Here is a 17,738-nt window from a genome sequence, read left to right as displayed (position 1 = left end):
CCCCGCGACCGGCTGCAGGCCGCGACGCGCTGCAATCGGGGACGAAACAAGAGTGATACCGTCATGAAGCAGGGCTTGCGCCAATCGATGGCATGGCTGCACACCTGGGTGGGGCTCGTTCCCGGATGGGTGCTCTACGTCATCTTCGTGTTCGGGACGGCGGCGTTCTTCCAGAACGAGATCGACGCCTGGATGCGCCCCGAACTCTCGTCCGGCACGCAAGTGACGCCGCGCGCCCTGGCCTCGGCAGATGCGGCGTTGCGCGCGCGGGGGGCGGGCGCGGAGAGCTGGTCCGTTTCCATGCCTTCGCCCCGCGGCGGCAGCGGCCTCAGTCTTTCGTGGCGGATGCCGGGTGCCGACCGGCACGATCGGACGTCCCTGGTTCTCGACCCCGAAACCGGTCAGGAGATCCAGCTTCGCGAGACGAGGGGCGGTTTCTTCCTCTACCGCTTCCATTTCGATCTCCATTACATGCCGGTCAGTTGGGCGCGCTATCTCGTCTGCGTGGCGGCGCTCGCCATGCTGGTCGCGATTCTTTCCGGCGTGGTGACTCACAAGAAGATCTTCACCGACTTCTTCATGATGCGCTTCGGCAAGGGGCAGCGCAGCTGGCTGGACGCGCACAACGCCACGGCCGTGCTGGTCCTGCCGTTCCATCTGATGATCACGTACACCGGCCTTGCGACCCTGCTGTTCACGCTGATGCCCTGGGCGATCTCCGCCAACTTCCCGGACCGGCAGGAATTCTACCGCAGCGTCTTTGCCTCCAGCCCCGAACGCGAAGCCAGCGGCATGCCTGCAGCCACGGTCCCGCTCGCACAGATGGTCGCCGCGGCAGGCCGGGAGTGGCGCGGCGGCGTGCCCAGCTACGTCGGCATCGACAACCCCGGAGACGCCGCCGCCACGGCCTCCCTCTACGCCCGCCGCGAAGACTGGAAAGACGACCGCCTCGACACACTCTACCTCGACGGCGCGAGCGGCACGGTCCTGCCCTCCACGCGCGCCGCGCCCGGCGGCGCCACGGCGACCCACCGCGTGATGGTGGACCTTCACACCGCCTGGTTCGCCGGCTACGGCCTGCGCTGGCTCTACTTCCTTTCCGGGCTCGGCGGCACCGCCATGGCCGCGACCGGCCTCTGCCTGTGGTGCGTCAAGCGGCGCGCCAAGTTGCCCGACCCCGCCCGCCCCCACTTCGGTTTCCGACTGGTCGAGCGACTGAACATCGGTTTCATCGCCGGTGCCCCGCTCGGTATCGCCGCCTATTTCATCGCCAACCGGCTGCTGCCGCAAGCCATGGCCCACCGCGCGGACTGGGAAGTCAACGCGTTGTTCATCGCCTGGGGCGGCTCCCTGGTTTGGGCGTTTTCGCGTCCGGCCAAGCGAGCATGGGTCGAAACGCTGGCCGCCTGCGCCGCGCTTTTCGCCGCCGTGCCGCTGCTCAACCAAATGACGACCGCGCGCGGGCTGCTCCAGAGCCTGCCTAGCGCAGACTGGACTTTCGCGGCCTTCGACTTGACCATGCTGGCCCTGGCCGCAGGCTTCGCCTTCACGGCGCGGAAGGTCGCCAGCCACAAGCCCCGTCCGGCACCGGCGCGCAAGCAGCGCCCCCCTGTGGAGGCCGCCGCATGATCCATCTCGCCACGGCACTCCTTTCGCTGGCAGGCTTCGCGCTCCTGCTCATGGCGATGCCGCGCCATCAACAGGACTGGCTGCGACGCAAGTTGCCGCCAGGCACGAGCCGCCTGCTGAAACTGGGCGGACTGGCCCTGCTCGCGGCCGGCTTCGCCCTGGCAGGGCAAGGCCTGGGCTGGGGCTACGGCACTGTCGCCTGGTGCGGGTGGCTCTCGGCCGGCGCCGCCATCACCCTCACCGCCCAGACCAATCGCGAGCGCATCCTTGCCCGGTGGCGCCGATAATGGAACCGAAGGATCCCGTCATGCCCAAGGCCCCTTCCCGTCTTTCCCTATCCGGTGCCCGCTTGCTCATGCCCGGCGAAGCCGCCCGCTACCGCTGGTCGGTAGCAGCGCGAACGCTGGCAGGAACGCTGGGCGCCTATGGCGTCACCGCCCTTGCCACGGTTGCCCTCTCCCTCATTCTGGCTGCGTTCGGCATGAACCGGGCGGAAGCCGTCACGGCCGCGACCCTGGCGAGCTACGCCCTCTTCGCCGTCGTGGCCATGACCGTGTTCCACGCGAAAAGCGCCCTGCGCGCCTGGCTCGGCCTGACCGCGGCAGCCCTGCCGCTGATGCTTCTTGCCCGGCTGCTTATGCCGGCTGCCTAGCCCCTCCTCTAGAGCGCCTCGATCCTCTCCGGCATCAGTCTGCCGAGCATCAGGTCCCGGAAGGCGATCCAGTTGCCCTTCATGCGTCCGGCACGGTCAATCCACGGTTCGGGCTTGAATGTCTTGAGATGATTGGCCAGCACGTTGCGCACGATCAGCCTCGCCGCGAAGCTGCGCGACATCGTGCCCTTTCGCACGAGATAGAGCGGATTGACGACTTGCGAATAGCCGAGCCGGACGCCCGAAGTACGGCCATATTTCACGCCCTGATGCACCCCGGAGAAGGCAAAAGTCTTGACGATCCGCCCCCGCGACGACAGCGATGCGGCGAAGTCGACGTCTTCCTGCCAGCCGTAGAGCCGCAGCCGCTCGTCGAACCGGCATGAGCCAATGGCCGAGGCGCGATAGACCATGTTGCAACCGTAGAGCCCCTCAAGGCTGGTGACGATGCAATTGGGGCTGAAGTCTTTCTTCTCGTGCCCGGCGATCAGGTCCCTTGCCAGCTCGAAGGATATGCCGGGCCCCTTTATGCCATCGCGAATGACATTGCCCGTCGCCCCCACGACCTCCGGGTGAGCAGCAAAGAACCGCTTGATCCGATCGACACTGTCCCTCGAGGGCACGAAATCGTCATCGTAAAAGACGATGAGATCATAGTCGTCCGCCAGCCAATCCAGCGCGCGGTTCCGCTGGGCGCAGAGCCCCTTGCTCCCACGAAGAACGTGCAGATCCTGCCGGCCGTCATAGTCTTCGGGAATGTCTCCTTCGCCAACGACCGAGAACACCAGCACATCGGGCGGGCAGGATTGCTCCAGCATGAGCTGGTGCATCTGCGCCACGAGTTGCGGCCGGCCAAGGCTGGCCACCACGACAGCCACGCTGAGATGCTCGCCATCGTTGATCGCATTCATGCGCTCGCTCTCCGTTTTCCGGCCCTTGCTTGGATCGTCAGCACCCAGCCACCGGCGCGACTTTCGACGCATCCGTTCGATTTGAGCCCCAGGCCGAGGCCAGCCCGGGTTCCTTCCCCGATCGGCAGCTGCTCTGCCATGAGGCGATCCTGCCACCCCGCAAAGCTGCAACGACCTGTCACGCCGTAAGCTCGTCAACGTTGCGCAGGATCCGCGCAGGCACGCCGCCCACCAGAGTCTTGGGCGGTACGTCGCGCACGACGACAGCACCCGCGGCAACCACGGCCCCGCGTCCTATGGTCACTCCCGGCAGGATGATCGCCCCCGTCCCGATCCAGACGTGATCCTGCACCACGACCGGTGCCGTCACCGGCGCCCTGCTGCGGCCATCTTCGAAGGCAAGTTCATGCGAACTCGTCTCGAACGACACGTTCGGTGCGATCTGGGCGAACCGCCCGATAGTAACGCCGCCCTTCCCCCCGAACCGGACGTTGGTGTTGAGGAACGACCGCGATCCTATCCTCACCTGCCCGCCCGTGCCCGGCGGCGTAATCCTGACCGGCCCCATCACGATCACCTTGGGCGACAGCTTCAGGCCCGCCCATCGAAGCGCCTCGTGACGCGCCCGCGTGCCGATCCGCCCTTGCGGCAGATGGTTTGCAAGCCACAGGAAGATCGCTTCCCTCCACATGAACACATCCCTTTGAGATTGCCCGGAATCGAGATTGTCGGGAACGGAGAATATCGCGCACCGACCTCGCTCGACCGAAAGGCACCAGCGACGCCGCGAACCTGTTCCTTCCCCGCAGCGACGACAAGAGGTGGATAGCTCCACTACCGTTGCATCCACGCGCAGATCGATCCGAAACGGCGCAGCGCCCCTCTATTGCCCGCGGCCCTGCCCTTCGGCCTCCGAACCTTGCGAAACCGGCTGCAGCGGCGCCTCTTTCAACCCTTCGAAATTCAGCGAATACTCCAGTTGCACCCGCGCCACCGGCACGGAACCGTGGCTTGCCAGCCGGTCCAGCGGTTCAAGCAGAGGGCGTAGCGGCAAGCCTGCCAATCTTCCGCCCCAGCGCAAGCGACTGTCCGGGTCATAAGGACGCTCACGAGAGAACATGCCGATTGTCAGAATGCCGGCGTCGCGCAGCACATCGACGCGCAGCACGTAAGCCTCGGCCCGCGCCTGGACAGCCGCCGTTCGTGCCGACAGCAAGTCGTTCGTCACGTCCAGAACGTCGCGAAGAGTGCGAATTCCCGCCGTCTCCTGCCGCTTCACACCCTCCACCGCGCGCTCGGCAGCGGACACTGCGGCGTCGAAGCGCGGCAGCGACGCTTGGGCCGCCTCCAGCAGCGCCCAATCGGCAGCAAGCTGCTCGCGCATGTCGCGCCTGGCCTGCTCCACGAATTGCTGATCCGCCAGGTTGCGGTCCTTCGCCGCGCGCAAGGCAGACGACATTTGCCCGCCGCTATAGAGCGGCATCGTCAATCGCACCCCGGCCGAGACCGCCTCTTGCCGATAGCTGTTCTGATAGGGCGTGATCGGTGCGCGCAGCGCAGACGCATAAGCGTTGACCTGCGGCATCATCTCGGCCCGCGCCGCCGCGACGGCAGCGCGGGACTGAACCTCGGCGAACTTGAACGCCGCCAGTGACGGGCTGTACGCCTCCCCCTCGGTATAGAGCGTCTCCAATACCGGCAGGTCGGGCAAGGCCGGCACGGGCAAGAGTTCGTCCGGATAGTGCCCAACAAGGTTCCTATAACGCGCGGCACTGGCCTGAACGGCCGCCCGCGCGGAAATGACGCGCCCCGCTGCCAGTTCGAGCCGGTTCAAGGTCTGATCGACATCCGGCGCCGTGGAATCGCGCAGGCGATAGCGCGAAACCGTCTGGTCGCGCTGCCGGAGCAGCAGATCATAGATCTCCGCAGCCACGCCGTAGAGTTCCATGTCGCGCTGCAGGAATACATAGGCCGTCACGACATCGGCAATCGTCCGCTGGCTGGCCTCCTCCAACCGCGCGCGAACGGCAAACTTGTTCGCGGTGGCGGCATCGACCGCCGCGGACAGCCTTCCGGATGTGAAGAGCGGCTGCGACAATGCCAGCTCGCCCGTCGTGCCGAAGCCCTCGTCATGTACGGGAAAAACGCCGCCCCGAATGCGCGCATCCGTATATTCATGCTGCACGGACAGGCTCAGGTTGGGCCCATATGCTGCATGGGCATGATTGACGCCTTCGTCCGCAGCGCTGCTCATGTCACGGGCGCCCACAAGTGCCGGATTGTTTCGATAGGCGTCTCCCAACGCATCCTCCAGCGTCTCCGCATAGGCGCTGTGATCGCCGCCAAGGCAGAGGACAGCCAACAACCATCGGCTTCTGCTCCACTTCTCCAAGTATTACCCCCTATACATGGCATGATCCTGCGCGTGGTTCACAGTGGAACGCGCCAAAACTGATCTAATCCGACTGGAGGTCTACCCGCCGCCCTGTTCTAATGCAGCGAGAGATAGTTCCAGACAGGACGCAATTGCGCGAGGCTCACTCGGCGCAGTCGGCCGCCGGGATCCCCGCGGGGAAATCGGCGATGCAAAGGTTGGGGTGAAAAGATGCGTTCCGAACCAAGGGCGGGATCGTCCTGCAGCAGGGCAGGAAGACCATGACCATTTTCGCCATCCGCCTTTCTCCCGAGCTTGCGGCCGCCCTGGCGCCGCTCAAGAAGGCCCTCGTGCCGGTTCTGGCAATCAGCAGCATCTACAACGTGCTGCTCCTCTCCGGCTCCTTCTTCATGCTGCTGGTCTACGACGATGTGCTCCCCAGTCGCAGCGTCCCTTCGCTTGTCAGCCTGCTGGCGCTGGTGATCGTGGCTTATGGGTTCCAGGCCCTGCTCGACGTGACGCGCGGACGCATCATGGTCCACCTTGGATCTTTCTTCCTGAAATCGGTGAGCGACCGGGTGCTCGACGTGATTTCCCGCTACGAACTCTCCCGCGGCGCCATGCCCCAGGGCACGCAGATCGTGCGCGACGTGGAAACCGTGCGCGCCTATCTCTCGGGGCCAGGGCCGCTTGCCATTCTCGATCTGCCCTGGATCGTCGTCTATTTGCTGGTGCTCAGCGTGTTCCACTGGAGCATCGGCCTGCTTTCGCTGGCGGGAGTCGGCGTCCTGGTCGCTCTGATGCTTGTCAACAACCGCATCACGGCGCCACTGGCGCAAGCCACCATGCGAACCTCTGCCAGCCGATACGGCCTGGCGGAGACCACGCGGCGTAACGCCGAAACGCTCAAGGCCTTGGGCATGGCGAGCGCCCGCCGACAGCAATGGGATGTGCTGGAGGCCGAATACCTCCAGGCAAACGACCGGTTTTCGTACATTTCAAGCACGCTCAGCGGCCTGACCAAGTCCTTCCGCATGTTCCTGCAATCGGCCACGCTGGCACTGGGCGCCTTCCTAGTGATCGAAGGCAGCGCAACCGGCGGCGTGATCATCGCCGGCTCGATTCTTTCGGCCAGAGCTCTGGCGCCGGTGGAGCAGGTGATCTCCAACTGGAAAGGCATGATTGCCGCCCGTCTGGCGCTCGCGCGGATGAAGGAGCTCTTCGAAGCGCTGCCGAACAGGATCGAGCCTTTGGGTCTCCCGCAGCCCCAACGCGATCTCGAAGCGAAGGCCGTTACGGCAGCCCCACCCGGCTCGCAGCGCATCACGCTGGCGGAAGTGTCCTTCACGCTATCGGCCGGAGACGCGCTGGCCGTCGTCGGTCGCAGCGGATCGGGAAAGACCTCGCTGGCCCGCGTGCTCTGCGGGGTCTGGCCAGCGCTTCGCGGTTCGGTGCGGCTCGACGGTGCGACGCTGGATCAATGGCCGGCAGACCAGATCGCGGACATCGTGGGCTATGTACCCCAGGCTATCGAATTGTTCGAAGGCACGATCGCACAGAATATCGCCCGCTTTCGGGAGCCGCCGGATCGCGATGCCATCATTCAGGCAGCGCAGGCGGCGGATTGCCACGAACTGATCGTCCGCCTGGAAGGCGGATACGATTACAGGATCGGCCCACAGGGCGGGGGCCTGTCTGCGGGGCAGCAGCAACGCATCGCGCTTGCCCGCGCCATTTACGGGAACCCCTTCCTCGTCATCCTCGATGAGCCGAACAGCAACCTCGATCATGAAGGCGAAGCGGCATTGGGCACGGCGATCAAGGGCATTCGCGAGAGAGGGGGCATCGTGATCGTCGTCGCACACAGGCCCAGCGTGGTTGCCAATGTCAGCCACATCATGGTGATGAACGGTGGCCGCATCGAACGCTTCGAAACGCGCGCCGAATTCGAAAAGCGCATGCGGCCACCTCGCCCGCTGGAAAAAAGCGGAGGCCCTGAAGCGCCGAGCGCAGGCGCCCGAAATCACCTTACCCCGGCGAATGTCGAGGCAGCGACTGAAAGCCCCGCCGTTGTCGTGGAGATCAAGGAATGATCCCCGCCACGCATCCGCTGCACCCTGCCCCGCGCCCTCTCGCACTTTCGCAGACTGCTACATTCGCTGCGGATCCTGGACTGTCACAACTTGTCCGCCTGGGCCTGATCTCCATCGCCGTATTGGTGCTGGGCCTTGGCGCGTTGATCACCTTCCTGCCGATGGCTGGCGCGGTGATCGCGCCGGGAGAAGTGACGGTGGAATCGCACGTTAAGGAGCTTTCCCACCCCTTCGGCGGCGTGGTCGCGCAAATCCTGGTGAAGGACGGTGATGCGGTGCGCCAGGGGCAGCCCCTGATCCGACTCGACAGCAGGGTTTCCGGTGCCGTGGCGGAATATACCGGGCTCAGCCTGAACCAGCTCCTCGCCAAGGCGGCGAGGCTGCGCGCGGTTCAGGCAGGCGCCGGAGACATCGACTTTCCCCGGGAGCTGGAGGACAAGCAGGCCGGCGACCCCGGTGTCCGCACGATCCTGGCGGACGAGCGCAGCAGCTTTCGATTGGCCAATGCGGCAAGACGCGACCAGGTGGGCCAGCTTCGTGCCCGCATCGCGCAGACTCAGGCCGAGATCACCTCGTTCAACAGCCAGGCCGGCGCCTATCAGCGTCAGTCCGCCCTGGTTCGGCAGGAATTGCAGCAGACCCGCGAACTCTACGAAAGCAGGCTGACGACGCTGGACCGGCTCAATGCGCTGGAACGATCTGCGGTGGGTGTGGAAGCGCAGCAATCCACCGCCCGATCCGGCGTTGCCGAAACCTGGGCCAGGATTGCCGAGCTGCGCGCCCAGATCGTCTCGGTGGAAAGCACCGCCCGCAGCGAGGCAGCGCTTGAACTGGCGCAAGTTCAAGGCGCTATCGCGGATCTTCGCAAGGAGAGCGTGGCCGCCAGCGATCAGAACGACCGAACCGTAATCCGCGCGCCGCAGGACGGAACTGTCGACAAGCTGCAGACGCGGACAATCGGCAGTGTGGTGCGCGCCGGAGAAACATTGATGGAGATCGTTCCTTCGCACGATCACCTGGTCGTTCGTGGCCATGTCCGCCTGACCGACATCGACAAGGTATCCAGGGGACAAACGGCACACTTGCGCTTCACGGCGCTGAATGCCCGCACGACGCCCGAGCTGGCAGGAAAGGTCACGCAGGTTGCCGCCGATCGCACCGTGGACACGGCCACCAACAACACTTTCTATCCGGTGACTATCGCCATTTCGGACGCAGAATTCCGCAAACTTGGAAACGCGCGCATTTCCGTGGGTATGCCGGTCGAAGTGTTCATTCAGACGGAACAGAGAACCATTCTGCAATACATAATTCGCCCCCTTTCGGATCAATTCAGACGCGCACTGCGAGAGTAATCGCGTATGAAGCATGCAAGGTTTCACTGAGGACGTCTTGAGAATTTACTCAGTGAAGCCGACCGTTCCGATAGCTGTTCAACACTGTCTCTCAGCACTTTCCCAAATCCATCGCCCGCCAAACCGCTCCCCTTGCAGGTCGCCACTTCCGAACGCGGGCAAGCTCCGCATTCGATGCGCTTGCATGAAACAAGGCCCCTGTTGATGCGCCATATGATCGGAGGCCTGGTAACGTGCGGCATGGCGCTATGGCCGAGCCTGTCTTTCGCACAGGCCATAGGTTCCGGCACGTCGATCGTCATTTCGCCCCAGCTCGATCGAGACGATGCTGCCGGCGCGCGCGTCGAACCCGAACTTGTCCCGCAGCCCGTTCGCGCCGGAGTTTTCGCTATCCAACCAATCGTCTCGGTGGTCGGCGGCTATTCCAGCAACGTGTTCAATCGCCGCGACGCACGATCCGATGCCACGCTTTTCGTGATGCCCGCGCTCCGTGTGACCACGGACCTTGCTCCGCATCGCCTGGACTTTCGCGCAGGCAGCACCATCCGCCGTTTCGCAAAATACACTTCCGAGAACAGCGAAGAGTTCGACCTGGCCGGCGAGGCCGATGTGGAATTTACGAACCATGGCCTGATTACCGCCTCCGCCAGTGTCGCGCATCTCATAGAGCCGCGCAGCAGTGTCGGCACCGCGGTCGACGCCGCGGAGCCGGTGAGCTTCCAGCGCCTGGACGGGTCCTTCGGTCTCGACCTGAGCTTCGGCAGCTTCCGCCTTGCCCCCTCTGCGGGCTACCAGCGCCTGACTTACGATCCCTTGTCACTCGAGGGCGGCGCAAAAGTCGACGAGTCCTTCCGGGATACGGAGGCCGCCCGCGGAACCGTGAGGATCAGCTATGACTTCTCGGACCTTGTCTCCGGTTTCGCGTCGGGATCGGTCTCGGATATTCGCTCGACCGCCTCGGCGCAGGATGCTCGCCGCGACGCGCGCAGCGTCTCGGCCCTTGCCGGACTGAAGGGCGCGCTGACGCCGCTACTCTCCGGCGAGATCGCGGTGGGCTACCAGTCACGCCGCTACGAGCTACCGATCTATCGCGACTTTTCCGGCGTCACCTTCGCCGCCGACCTGCAGTGGTATGTAACCCCCCTGATGACGCTCCGCCTTGAGGGCGATCGCTCGTTCCAGAACAGCGGCTACCGGGAAGTCGCAGGCATCCTTAACGACAGGGTGTCGCTGAGCGGATACTATGACCCCCTTCGCAACTTGCGCGTTGCCCTGTCGGCCTCTTGCGAAAGAGGACAGTATCGCGAAGTCGACACCCGCACAGATCGGACGACACTTCGCTTCAATACCGAGTATCGGCTCAGCCCGCGGCTGTCATTCGGCGGATACCTCACCTTCATTCGGCAAGCCGTCCATGGAACGCCGCTCGTCAGCGCATTCACCTCCGCCAGCGCGGGGATCGGCATCTCGGTAACGCCATGACCCGCCATTGCAGCAAGGAGTGCATTGCTTGAACCTTCCCGCGATCTACCAAGCGTCCGGCGCGCTCCCTCAGGTTTTTCCAGAATCGGCCAGCTCTTATCGCTATTCCGAAGATCAGATCACCGTGCGCACCCTGTTCGCCATGCTGCGGCGGAGGCGGGAAGCGTTCTTTCTGACCCTGGCCATATCGGTTCTGGTCGCCCTGCTCTGGACCACGGCGCTGCCGCGCACATATTCCTCTGCGGCAGACGTCGTGATGATCACGGCACCGAAGCAGGTCCTGCCGCATGATCCGGAAGAAAGCGGCGTCCCGCCCCTCGTCCGGTCGGAGGATGTGGAAACCCAGATCCAGTTGATCACCTCGCGCCAGATGGCCGCTCAGGTTCTCGAAGCCACCGGCCTTCTCCGGGATCGGGACTTCGCCGAGGACGTTGCGGCGCCGCGTTCGGCGCTCGACAACCTGCTCGCCTCGATGGGCTTCGGGCGAAGCACGCGGCTTCCGGTGCTATCACCGGCGGTCTTGCGCGAGCAATCGATCACTTATCTGCTGAAGCACCTGAACGTTGCGCGGATCGGCGATTCCTTCAATCTCCGCATCTCGTTCACGGACTCCGACGCCGCAAGGACCGCAAGCGTCGCCAATGCCTTCGCGAAACTCTACACCACCGACGATGCACGCGAACTCGCGCGGAACAACGCCACCGCCGCGCAAGTCCTGAAAAGCCGCGTGGACGAATTGCGCAGGGTGGCGAACGATGCCTTCGCCGCGGTGCAGAGCTATCGCATTCGCAACGGCTTGCTCAGCTCGGCGGCCACCAGCCTGACCGAACAGGAAATCTCCACCTACAACCAGCAGATCGCCCAGGCCCGCGCGGAGGCCGCGCGCGATACCGCCGCACTGTCCAGCGCACGCCGCCAGCTGCATTCGGGCGGGGCGAACGATGTGGGCCAGGGCGTCAATTCCTCCGTCGTCACGTCACTGCGAAGCGAACGAGCGCAATTGGTCATCCGGGAGCGGGATCTGTCGCAGCGCTATTTCGACAGCAATCCAGATCTCGTCACCGTCCGCCAGCAGGTCGCGGATATCGACCGCCAGATCGCTGCCGAGGTCTCTCGATCGATCAGGGCCCTGGAGAGCACCGCCGATACCTCCGCCCAGCGCCTTTCGTCCCTGCTCGCCAGCCGCAGCGGCACGCGCTCGCAGCTCAGCGCGGACAACTCCGCACTCGTGTCGCTGGCTGATCTGGAGAAGCGCGCCGAAGCGACCCAGGCGCTCTATCAGTCGTACCTCCAGCGGTACAATGCGGTGGTCGCCGGTACCGGATCAGAGCAACCCACGGCGAGGCTGGTGTCCTCGGCCAATGTCCCGCTCCTGCCGATTTCGCCCAGCCTGCCGATGAACCTGGCGCTGGGCCTTGTCCTCGGCGTGCTGGCGGGTGCCATGTTGGCGGTCCTTTCGGAATTGTCCTATCGCGGCCTCACCACCCTGGACGATGTCGAGAACCGCCTTGGAGTCCGGGCACTGGGCTTCATTCCTGCGCATCGCTCTGTGGAACCGCACGGAGGGACGCCGCTCGACACCGTCCGGGAACATGCGAACGGCGCATTCTCGGAATCTCTGCGCAATGTGATCGTTTCGGTCCGCCAGACGGGAACGCGTTCGGGCAAAGTCATTGCGATCACGTCGGCCCTGCCCGGTGAAGGCAAATCGACCATTGCCTCCTGCCTCGCCCGTTCGCTGGCCATGGCGAACGAACGTGTCGTCGTCGTCGATTGCGATGTCATTCGCGCGCAATTGAGCAAGCAGTTCGGGCTCAACCAGGGCGAACCGGGTCTTTACGAAGCGCTGCATTCGGAAAGCCGGGACATCGCGCATTACCCGGACCCGGAATCGCCCTTGCGCATCATTCCGATTACCCGCGCCTTCCCCAAGGGTGAGCGCCTGACCGAGCAGGGCCGCCTGCACCGCGTCGTCGCCCGCCTGCGCGAGGAGTTCGACGTGATCGTGCTGGATTGCCCCCCCATCCTGCCCATCGCGGAATCGCGCGAGATCGTCTCGCGTACCGACAGTGTGGTTCTGGTGGTGCATTGGCGCAAGACGATGGACCGGGTGGTCAAGGCCGCAGTCCGCCAATTGCCCGCACGCGCCATCAAGGGCCTGGGGATCGTCCTCAACAAAGTGGACATGAAGAAGCAGGCACGCTTCGGCGGCAGCGACATCTCCAGCTTCTATAAGGATTATCGGGGCTATTATTCATGAACCGCATAGCTTCTCAATTTGGCCGTGTGGCACTGATCCATTACTGGCTGGTGTCGATGCGCGGCGGAGAACGCGTGCTGGAGCGCCTGCTCGATCTCTTCCCCCAGGCCGATGTCTTCACCCACGTGTACGATCCGGACCGCGTGTCGCAGAAAATTCGCGCGGCGAAGGTCCGGCAGACGTTCATCGGCGCCTTGCCGGGTGCTCGCAGACACTACCAGAAGTACCTTCCCTTCATGCCCATGGCGTTGGAGGAACTGGATCTTCGCGGATACGACCTCATCATCAGCAGCGAATCCGGACCGGCAAAAGGCGTGATCGCCAATCCCGACGCGCTCCATCTCTGCTATTGCCACTCACCGATGCGATACTTGTGGGATCACTACCACGACTACAAGTCATCCGCCGGGAACCTGAGCCGATTGCTCATGCCATCGATGTTCCACCGTCTTCGGCAATGGGATGTCAGTTCGGCCAACCGGATCGACGGTATAGTGGCGAACAGCAGCTTCGTGGCGCGCCGTATCCGCAAGTCCTGGGGGCGGGACTCCGCCGTAGTCCATCCGCCTGTCGCCGTGGAAGCGTTCCATGCCTCGCCCGAGATCACGGAACGCTATCTCTGGATCAGCCAGATGACGCCTTACAAGCGGGCGGACATCGCCCTGGAGGCCTTCAACCGACTGGGGGTGCCGGCGCTGATGGGGGGGGACGGCGAGATGTTCAAGGCCGTCGCCGCCAGGGCGGGGCCGAACGTGGAAGTGCGCCAGCGCTTGTCGTTCGAGGAGTTGAAGCAAGCCTATGCCACGGCCAAGGCGCTGGTGTTCACGCCTGAGGAAGACTTCGGGATCGTCCCGGTAGAGGCAAACGCATCCGGGCGCCCGGTCGTGGCTTTCGGGCGAGGCGGGGTGACCGACTCCATCGTCGATGGGGAAACCGGACTGTTCTACCACGAACAGAGCGTCGATTCCCTGTGCGATGCCATTCGCAGACTGGAAGGCTGGCTTCCTTCCTTCCGGCCCGAAACCGCCATGAGGAACGCCCGCCGCTTTGCGCCGGACGTGTTCGATCGCGGCATATTGCAAGCGCTGGACGCGCTGCGTCCCTCTGTTGAACGCGTGGCCTGACGATGGCCGCGCCATTCTTTCCAGGAGATTTCATGGCAAAACGATCGCTGGTGCTGGTCTTGAGCGCCCTGCTGGCAGGCTGCGGCGTGACGCCCACGACCGAACTGCCACCCGTCGGCGCCGCCCCGCAAGGGCTGGCGGCAGGAGACAGACTCAAGCTGGATGTCTTTCGCGAAAAGGATCTGTCGGGCGAATATGTGGTCAATGACGAAGGCAATCTCAGCCTGCCCCTGGTGGGCAGCGTGAAGGCCGCCGGCAAGACCCTTCCCGACTTGCGGAAGGAACTGACGGTCCTGCTCAGCGAAGGCTACGTGCGCGACGCCCGGATCACGCTCGATATCGTCAGTTTCCGCCCGATCTACATTCTGGGGGAAGTACAGAAGCCAGGGGAATACAGCTTCGCGGAAGGCATGTCCGTCTTCGCGCTTGTCGCCAAGGCCGGGGGCTTCACGTATCGCGCCAATCAGGGAGTGGCGCATATTCGTCATTCGAACGAGACATCCGAGCAGTCCTACCGGCTGACCAGCGGCGCGGCGGTGCTGCCCGGGGACACGATCCGCATAGGCCCCCGGTACTTCTGATCGGAAATCCGACGATGGATCGCGAGATAGACCGCGTCGTGCTGCTGCACGACTACAGCGAGGCACTGGGTGGTGCCTCCCACCTGGTGCAGGTCTTGCTGGAGGGATTGTGTGCACGCGGCATCCCGGTGACGTTCATGGCGGGCGATACCGGGCGCAATTTCACGCGCAGCGACGTCGAATTCATCCCCCTTCACGGCAAGGCACTGCTGGATCGGTCCAGCCTTGGCGCGCTCACGACAGGGTTCTTCAATCCGCGCTCGCTTTTGCGGCTGAGTGCGTGGATCGAGCGGAACGACACGCCGGGAACGGTCTATCATCTTCACGGCTGGTCCAAGATCCTCACGCCCGCCGTCTTCGGCGCCTTGCGCAAAGTTTCGCAGCGCGTGATCCTTCATGGGCACGACTACTTCAACGGATGCCCGAACGGGGCGTTCTTCGACTATCGGCAGGACCAGGACTGCACTCTCGCCCCGCTCTCCAACCCCTGCCTTCGCCGTCAGTGCGACAAGGCGTCCTACGGCCGGAAATTATGGCGGTCAGGCCGCGAAGTCGCTCGGCGAGGCGCACTTTCGGGCGGGACGAACGTGAACCGGATGCTGCTCATCCATCCGGGGCAGGCCGAGGCTTTCGCCCGCGCCAACTGGCCCCGCCACAAGCTGGTGGCCGTGCGCAATCCCGTGACGCCTTTGACGGCAGAGCGTGTGCCTGCAGAGCGCAATGCCGGGGTGATATTCATCGGCCGAATCTCGAAGGAAAAGGGGGCGGACCTGGCAGCAAGCGCTGCCGCCCGGGCGGGTATTCCGATCACGTTCGTGGGCGAGGGCAGCGAGCGGGATGTCGTCCAGCGGCTTAATCCCCAGGCGGTTTTCCTGGGGCGGCAGGACCGTCGCGGCATGGCGCAGGCGGTTTCCACGGCGCGCCTGGCGGTCATGCCGAGCCGCTGGGCAGAGCCATTCGGGCTCGTCGCACTCGAAGCCATCGGGTCGGGTGTACCCGCCGTGATCAACTACCGCGCACTGATCGCCGAGGAAGTGGCGGGCCATGGGTTCGGCCTGTCCATCGATACCGGCAGGATTGACCTCTTTGCGGATGCCCTGCTTGAACTGCACCGGGATCATGATCGGGTCGGCCGGATGTCGCGAGCCGGACACGCGGGATATCTTGCGCTTTGCAACACGCCGGAGGACTGGATAACGCAGACCATCGGCCATTACCGCAGCGCCCTGGCCTTATCCGAAGAGAAAGATGGAGGCCGCGCCGATGCCGCGCCGCCAAGGCCAGCGACGATGGCGCACGGGCCGGAACGCCGTCCCGGCTCCCCGGAGACCAACGGTATGAAGCAGCCCTATGCCGATGCGTGAGCCGTCCTGCAGCCGCGCCGTTCGCCCGGTGGAGCTTCAGATCGAGCGCCTTGCCGGGGCGGGATCTGGCAAGGCGGCGCATGCTCGCGCGCCGGACCGTGCCAACCAGGCGCGTTCCATGATCGGGAACTCCGTCCGCGCTTCAAGGCCTGGAATAGCGGCATTCTGGCCGCAAAGCGCGGGGTCAGTGCAGGCTGCGCGCCTGCTGCCAGCGCCGATAGCCCAGAACGGCCAGTCCCACCATCGCCGCATAGAGGCCGGCCGTCAGCCACAATTCCTTGAAAACGAACATGCCGACGTAGAGCACGTCCACCAGGATCCAGAGCAGCCAACTGGCCGCGTGGCGCCGGGCGGTCCAATACTGTGCCACCAGGCTGAAGCTGCTCAGCCCCGCATCCATCCAGGGCAGCGCAGCATTGGTGAAACGGCTGGTGAACCAACCTATGGCGATGGCCCCCACGGCGCCGGCCGCCAGCCCGATCAGCGCCCGGCGCGGCGGCAGCGGGCTGACGATCACCTCTCCGGCATCGTCCTTGCCGCGCGCCCACACGGTCCAGCCATAAACGATGGCGATCCCGAACAGCACCTGCAGCACCATGTCGGAATAGAGCCGCACGTCGAGGAACAGCTTGAAATAGAGCGCGCAGGCCGTGAGGCTGACCGGCCAGCACAGCAGTTGCCGCCGCGCCGTAAGCCAGATGCCCAGGAAGCTGACCGCGACCGCCGTGATTTCCAGCGCCGACATCACGCCGCCACCCCCTGCTCGATCGCCCGAAGGAAGGCCTGCCCGGCAGCGGAAAGAAACCATTCGGCATGACCGACCAGATAGTCCTGCCATGCCATGTCCGCCTGCGCGCGGTCGTTCAGGATGCCGGCGAAATAGTCGGCCTCGGACAAGGCGAACTCGATGTGCACCAGCGGCAGGAGCCGGGTGAGCGTCTCCACATCGGTTCGGCTCAGGGGAAGTACCGCATGGTATCCCGCAAGGAGCGCCTGGGCGGCCTGCGCATCCGCCGTGAAATCACCGCCCCGGGACTCCAGCCAAGCCACCGCCGTCCGCTCGATCGCTGTGGCGAGATCGTGCAGCGCGCAAGTCCGCGTCGCCAGCCCGAAGTCGATGACACTGCTTACACGGCCATCGGCAGACCAAAGCAGGTTGGAGGGATGCCAGTCGTTGTGCGTCCACAGCGACGGTTGCTGCGCCAGCCGCGTGGAGAGCCCGCCTGCCTGCGCCGCGAAAAGACGCGCCAGCGCGCCGCGCCAGGGTTTGTCGGCCAGGTAGCCGGCCAGCGCCGGGCGGGCGGAAACATAGGCTTCGGCCGCCGCAAGCGGGTCCGGTGCCGGCAGGATGGTAAAGCTGGCGACGAGCGGATGCTTGCCCCGTGGAGCCGCGCCGAAGTCGCGCGCTGCCAGATGCAGGCGCGCCAGCGCAGCGCCCGCCTCGCGGGCATGGCCCGCGGCGAGGAAGGGCGTCCAGGACTGGCGATCGCGATAGAGATCGATCCCCTCCGCCCTTCGGAGAAGCTCGTAAGTCCACTCGCCTTGCGAGACGATGCCCGCCCCGTCGTGCCCGAGCCCGTCGTGCCTGCTTCCCACTTGCGCGGCGACGACTTGCGGCACGGCCAGTCCTGCGCCGCGCAAGTGGGCGATGAAGGCATGTTCCTCGGCCAGGGCGGCGGGCGAACGAACCCGGCGATGGTGGCGCTTGAGAAAGAACGCCCCGCGCTCCGTCTCGACCAGGGCGGCGGCCGAGAAGGGTCGCGGCGAATGCCAGCGCAGCGCGGCAGCGCGCCCAGCGAGCGGGAAGCGCGCAAGCACCATTTCCGCCTCATCCGGCGTGATGGCGGGCCAGGCCGGGGCTTCCAGCGCCGTGCCCATGCCGTGGACGAGATGAGGCGCCGCGCCGCTCACGA

15 protein-coding genes are annotated in these 17,738 nt (G+C 64.8%); 10 read left to right on the top strand and 5 right to left on the bottom strand.

Features of this window, described 5'->3' with window-relative positions; genetic code table 11:
- Window positions 1-87 precede the first annotated feature (87 nt).
- The 3 genes from EDF57_RS05775 to EDF57_RS05765 are packed head-to-tail and all read left to right on the top strand — an operon-like array spanning window position 88 to window position 2,281.
- Window positions 88-1,629 carry a PepSY-associated TM helix domain-containing protein gene (locus tag EDF57_RS05775; RefSeq protein WP_243840898.1) on the top strand — a complete coding sequence of 514 codons (1,542 nt, stop codon included), beginning with the start codon at window positions 88-90 and terminating at the stop codon, window positions 1,627-1,629.
- Window positions 1,626-1,916 carry a DUF3325 domain-containing protein gene (locus EDF57_RS05770; RefSeq protein ID WP_134093438.1) on the top strand — a complete coding sequence of 97 codons (291 nt, stop codon included), beginning with the start codon at window positions 1,626-1,628 and terminating at the stop codon, window positions 1,914-1,916. The genes EDF57_RS05775 and EDF57_RS05770 overlap by 4 nt, the downstream gene beginning before the upstream one ends.
- A 20-nt stretch (window positions 1,917-1,936) precedes the next feature.
- Window positions 1,937-2,281 carry a hypothetical protein gene (locus EDF57_RS05765; protein ID WP_243840897.1) on the top strand — a complete coding sequence of 115 codons (345 nt, stop codon included), beginning with the start codon at window positions 1,937-1,939 and terminating at the stop codon, window positions 2,279-2,281.
- Between the two features lie 8 nt (window positions 2,282-2,289).
- Here the strand turns inward: EDF57_RS05765 and EDF57_RS05760 are convergent, their stop codons facing one another.
- The 3 genes from EDF57_RS05760 to EDF57_RS05750 form a co-directional block, all read right to left on the bottom strand.
- Entirely contained in the window at window positions 2,290-3,192 is a 903-nt protein-coding gene (locus EDF57_RS05760; protein WP_134093437.1) for a glycosyltransferase, read from the bottom strand.
- Between the two features lie 178 nt (window positions 3,193-3,370).
- Window positions 3,371-3,883 carry an acyltransferase gene (locus EDF57_RS26185; protein WP_165921454.1) on the bottom strand — a complete coding sequence of 171 codons (513 nt, stop codon included), beginning with the start codon at window positions 3,881-3,883 and terminating at the stop codon, window positions 3,371-3,373.
- Window positions 3,884-4,075: 192 nt separating this feature from the next.
- A complete protein-coding gene (locus tag EDF57_RS05750) occupies window positions 4,076-5,584 on the bottom strand; it encodes a TolC family protein (RefSeq protein WP_134093436.1) in 1,509 nt (502 codons plus the stop codon).
- 263 nt (window positions 5,585-5,847) lie between these two features.
- Between EDF57_RS05750 and EDF57_RS05745 the strand changes: the two genes are divergently transcribed.
- From EDF57_RS05745 to EDF57_RS05715, 7 genes are all read left to right on the top strand, one after another.
- Window positions 5,848-7,659 (top strand): type I secretion system permease/ATPase, encoded by a 1,812-nt coding sequence (locus EDF57_RS05745; RefSeq protein WP_134093435.1) that lies wholly within the window; start codon window positions 5,848-5,850, stop codon window positions 7,657-7,659.
- Window positions 7,656-9,014 (top strand): HlyD family type I secretion periplasmic adaptor subunit, encoded by a 1,359-nt coding sequence (locus EDF57_RS05740; RefSeq protein WP_134093434.1) that lies wholly within the window; start codon window positions 7,656-7,658, stop codon window positions 9,012-9,014. Before EDF57_RS05745 ends, EDF57_RS05740 begins: the two co-directional genes overlap by 4 nt.
- A 204-nt stretch (window positions 9,015-9,218) precedes the next feature.
- Complete coding sequence (locus EDF57_RS05735) at window positions 9,219-10,496, top strand: outer membrane beta-barrel protein (protein ID WP_166675183.1); 1,278 nt, start codon at window positions 9,219-9,221, stop codon at window positions 10,494-10,496.
- Between the two features lie 28 nt (window positions 10,497-10,524).
- A complete protein-coding gene (locus tag EDF57_RS05730) occupies window positions 10,525-12,756 on the top strand; it encodes a polysaccharide biosynthesis tyrosine autokinase (RefSeq protein ID WP_134093432.1) in 2,232 nt (743 codons plus the stop codon).
- 26 nt (window positions 12,757-12,782) lie between these two features.
- Window positions 12,783-13,880 carry a glycosyltransferase gene (locus tag EDF57_RS05725; RefSeq protein ID WP_347876945.1) on the top strand — a complete coding sequence of 366 codons (1,098 nt, stop codon included), beginning with the start codon at window positions 12,783-12,785 and terminating at the stop codon, window positions 13,878-13,880.
- A 32-nt stretch (window positions 13,881-13,912) separates the two neighbouring features.
- Window positions 13,913-14,461 carry a polysaccharide biosynthesis/export family protein gene (locus tag EDF57_RS05720; RefSeq protein WP_134093430.1) on the top strand — a complete coding sequence of 183 codons (549 nt, stop codon included), beginning with the start codon at window positions 13,913-13,915 and terminating at the stop codon, window positions 14,459-14,461.
- Between the two features lie 14 nt (window positions 14,462-14,475).
- Window positions 14,476-15,825, top strand: a complete 1,350-nt coding sequence (locus EDF57_RS05715) for a glycosyltransferase family 4 protein (protein WP_134093429.1) — start codon at window positions 14,476-14,478, stop codon at window positions 15,823-15,825.
- Window positions 15,826-16,009: 184 nt separating this feature from the next.
- Here the strand turns inward: EDF57_RS05715 and pnuC are convergent, their stop codons facing one another.
- A complete protein-coding gene (gene pnuC, locus EDF57_RS05710) occupies window positions 16,010-16,570 on the bottom strand; it encodes a nicotinamide riboside transporter PnuC (protein ID WP_134093428.1) in 561 nt (186 codons plus the stop codon).
- A complete protein-coding gene (locus EDF57_RS05705) occupies window positions 16,570-17,736 on the bottom strand; it encodes a phosphotransferase (protein ID WP_134093427.1) in 1,167 nt (388 codons plus the stop codon). The genes pnuC and EDF57_RS05705 overlap by 1 nt, the downstream gene beginning before the upstream one ends.
- Window positions 17,737-17,738 lie beyond the last annotated feature (2 nt).

The sequence above is a fragment of the Novosphingobium sp. PhB55 genome, from assembly GCF_004368805.1.
GTDB lineage: Bacteria > Pseudomonadota > Alphaproteobacteria > Sphingomonadales > Sphingomonadaceae > Novosphingobium.
This window is presented reverse-complemented; position numbering and strand designations above follow the sequence as displayed.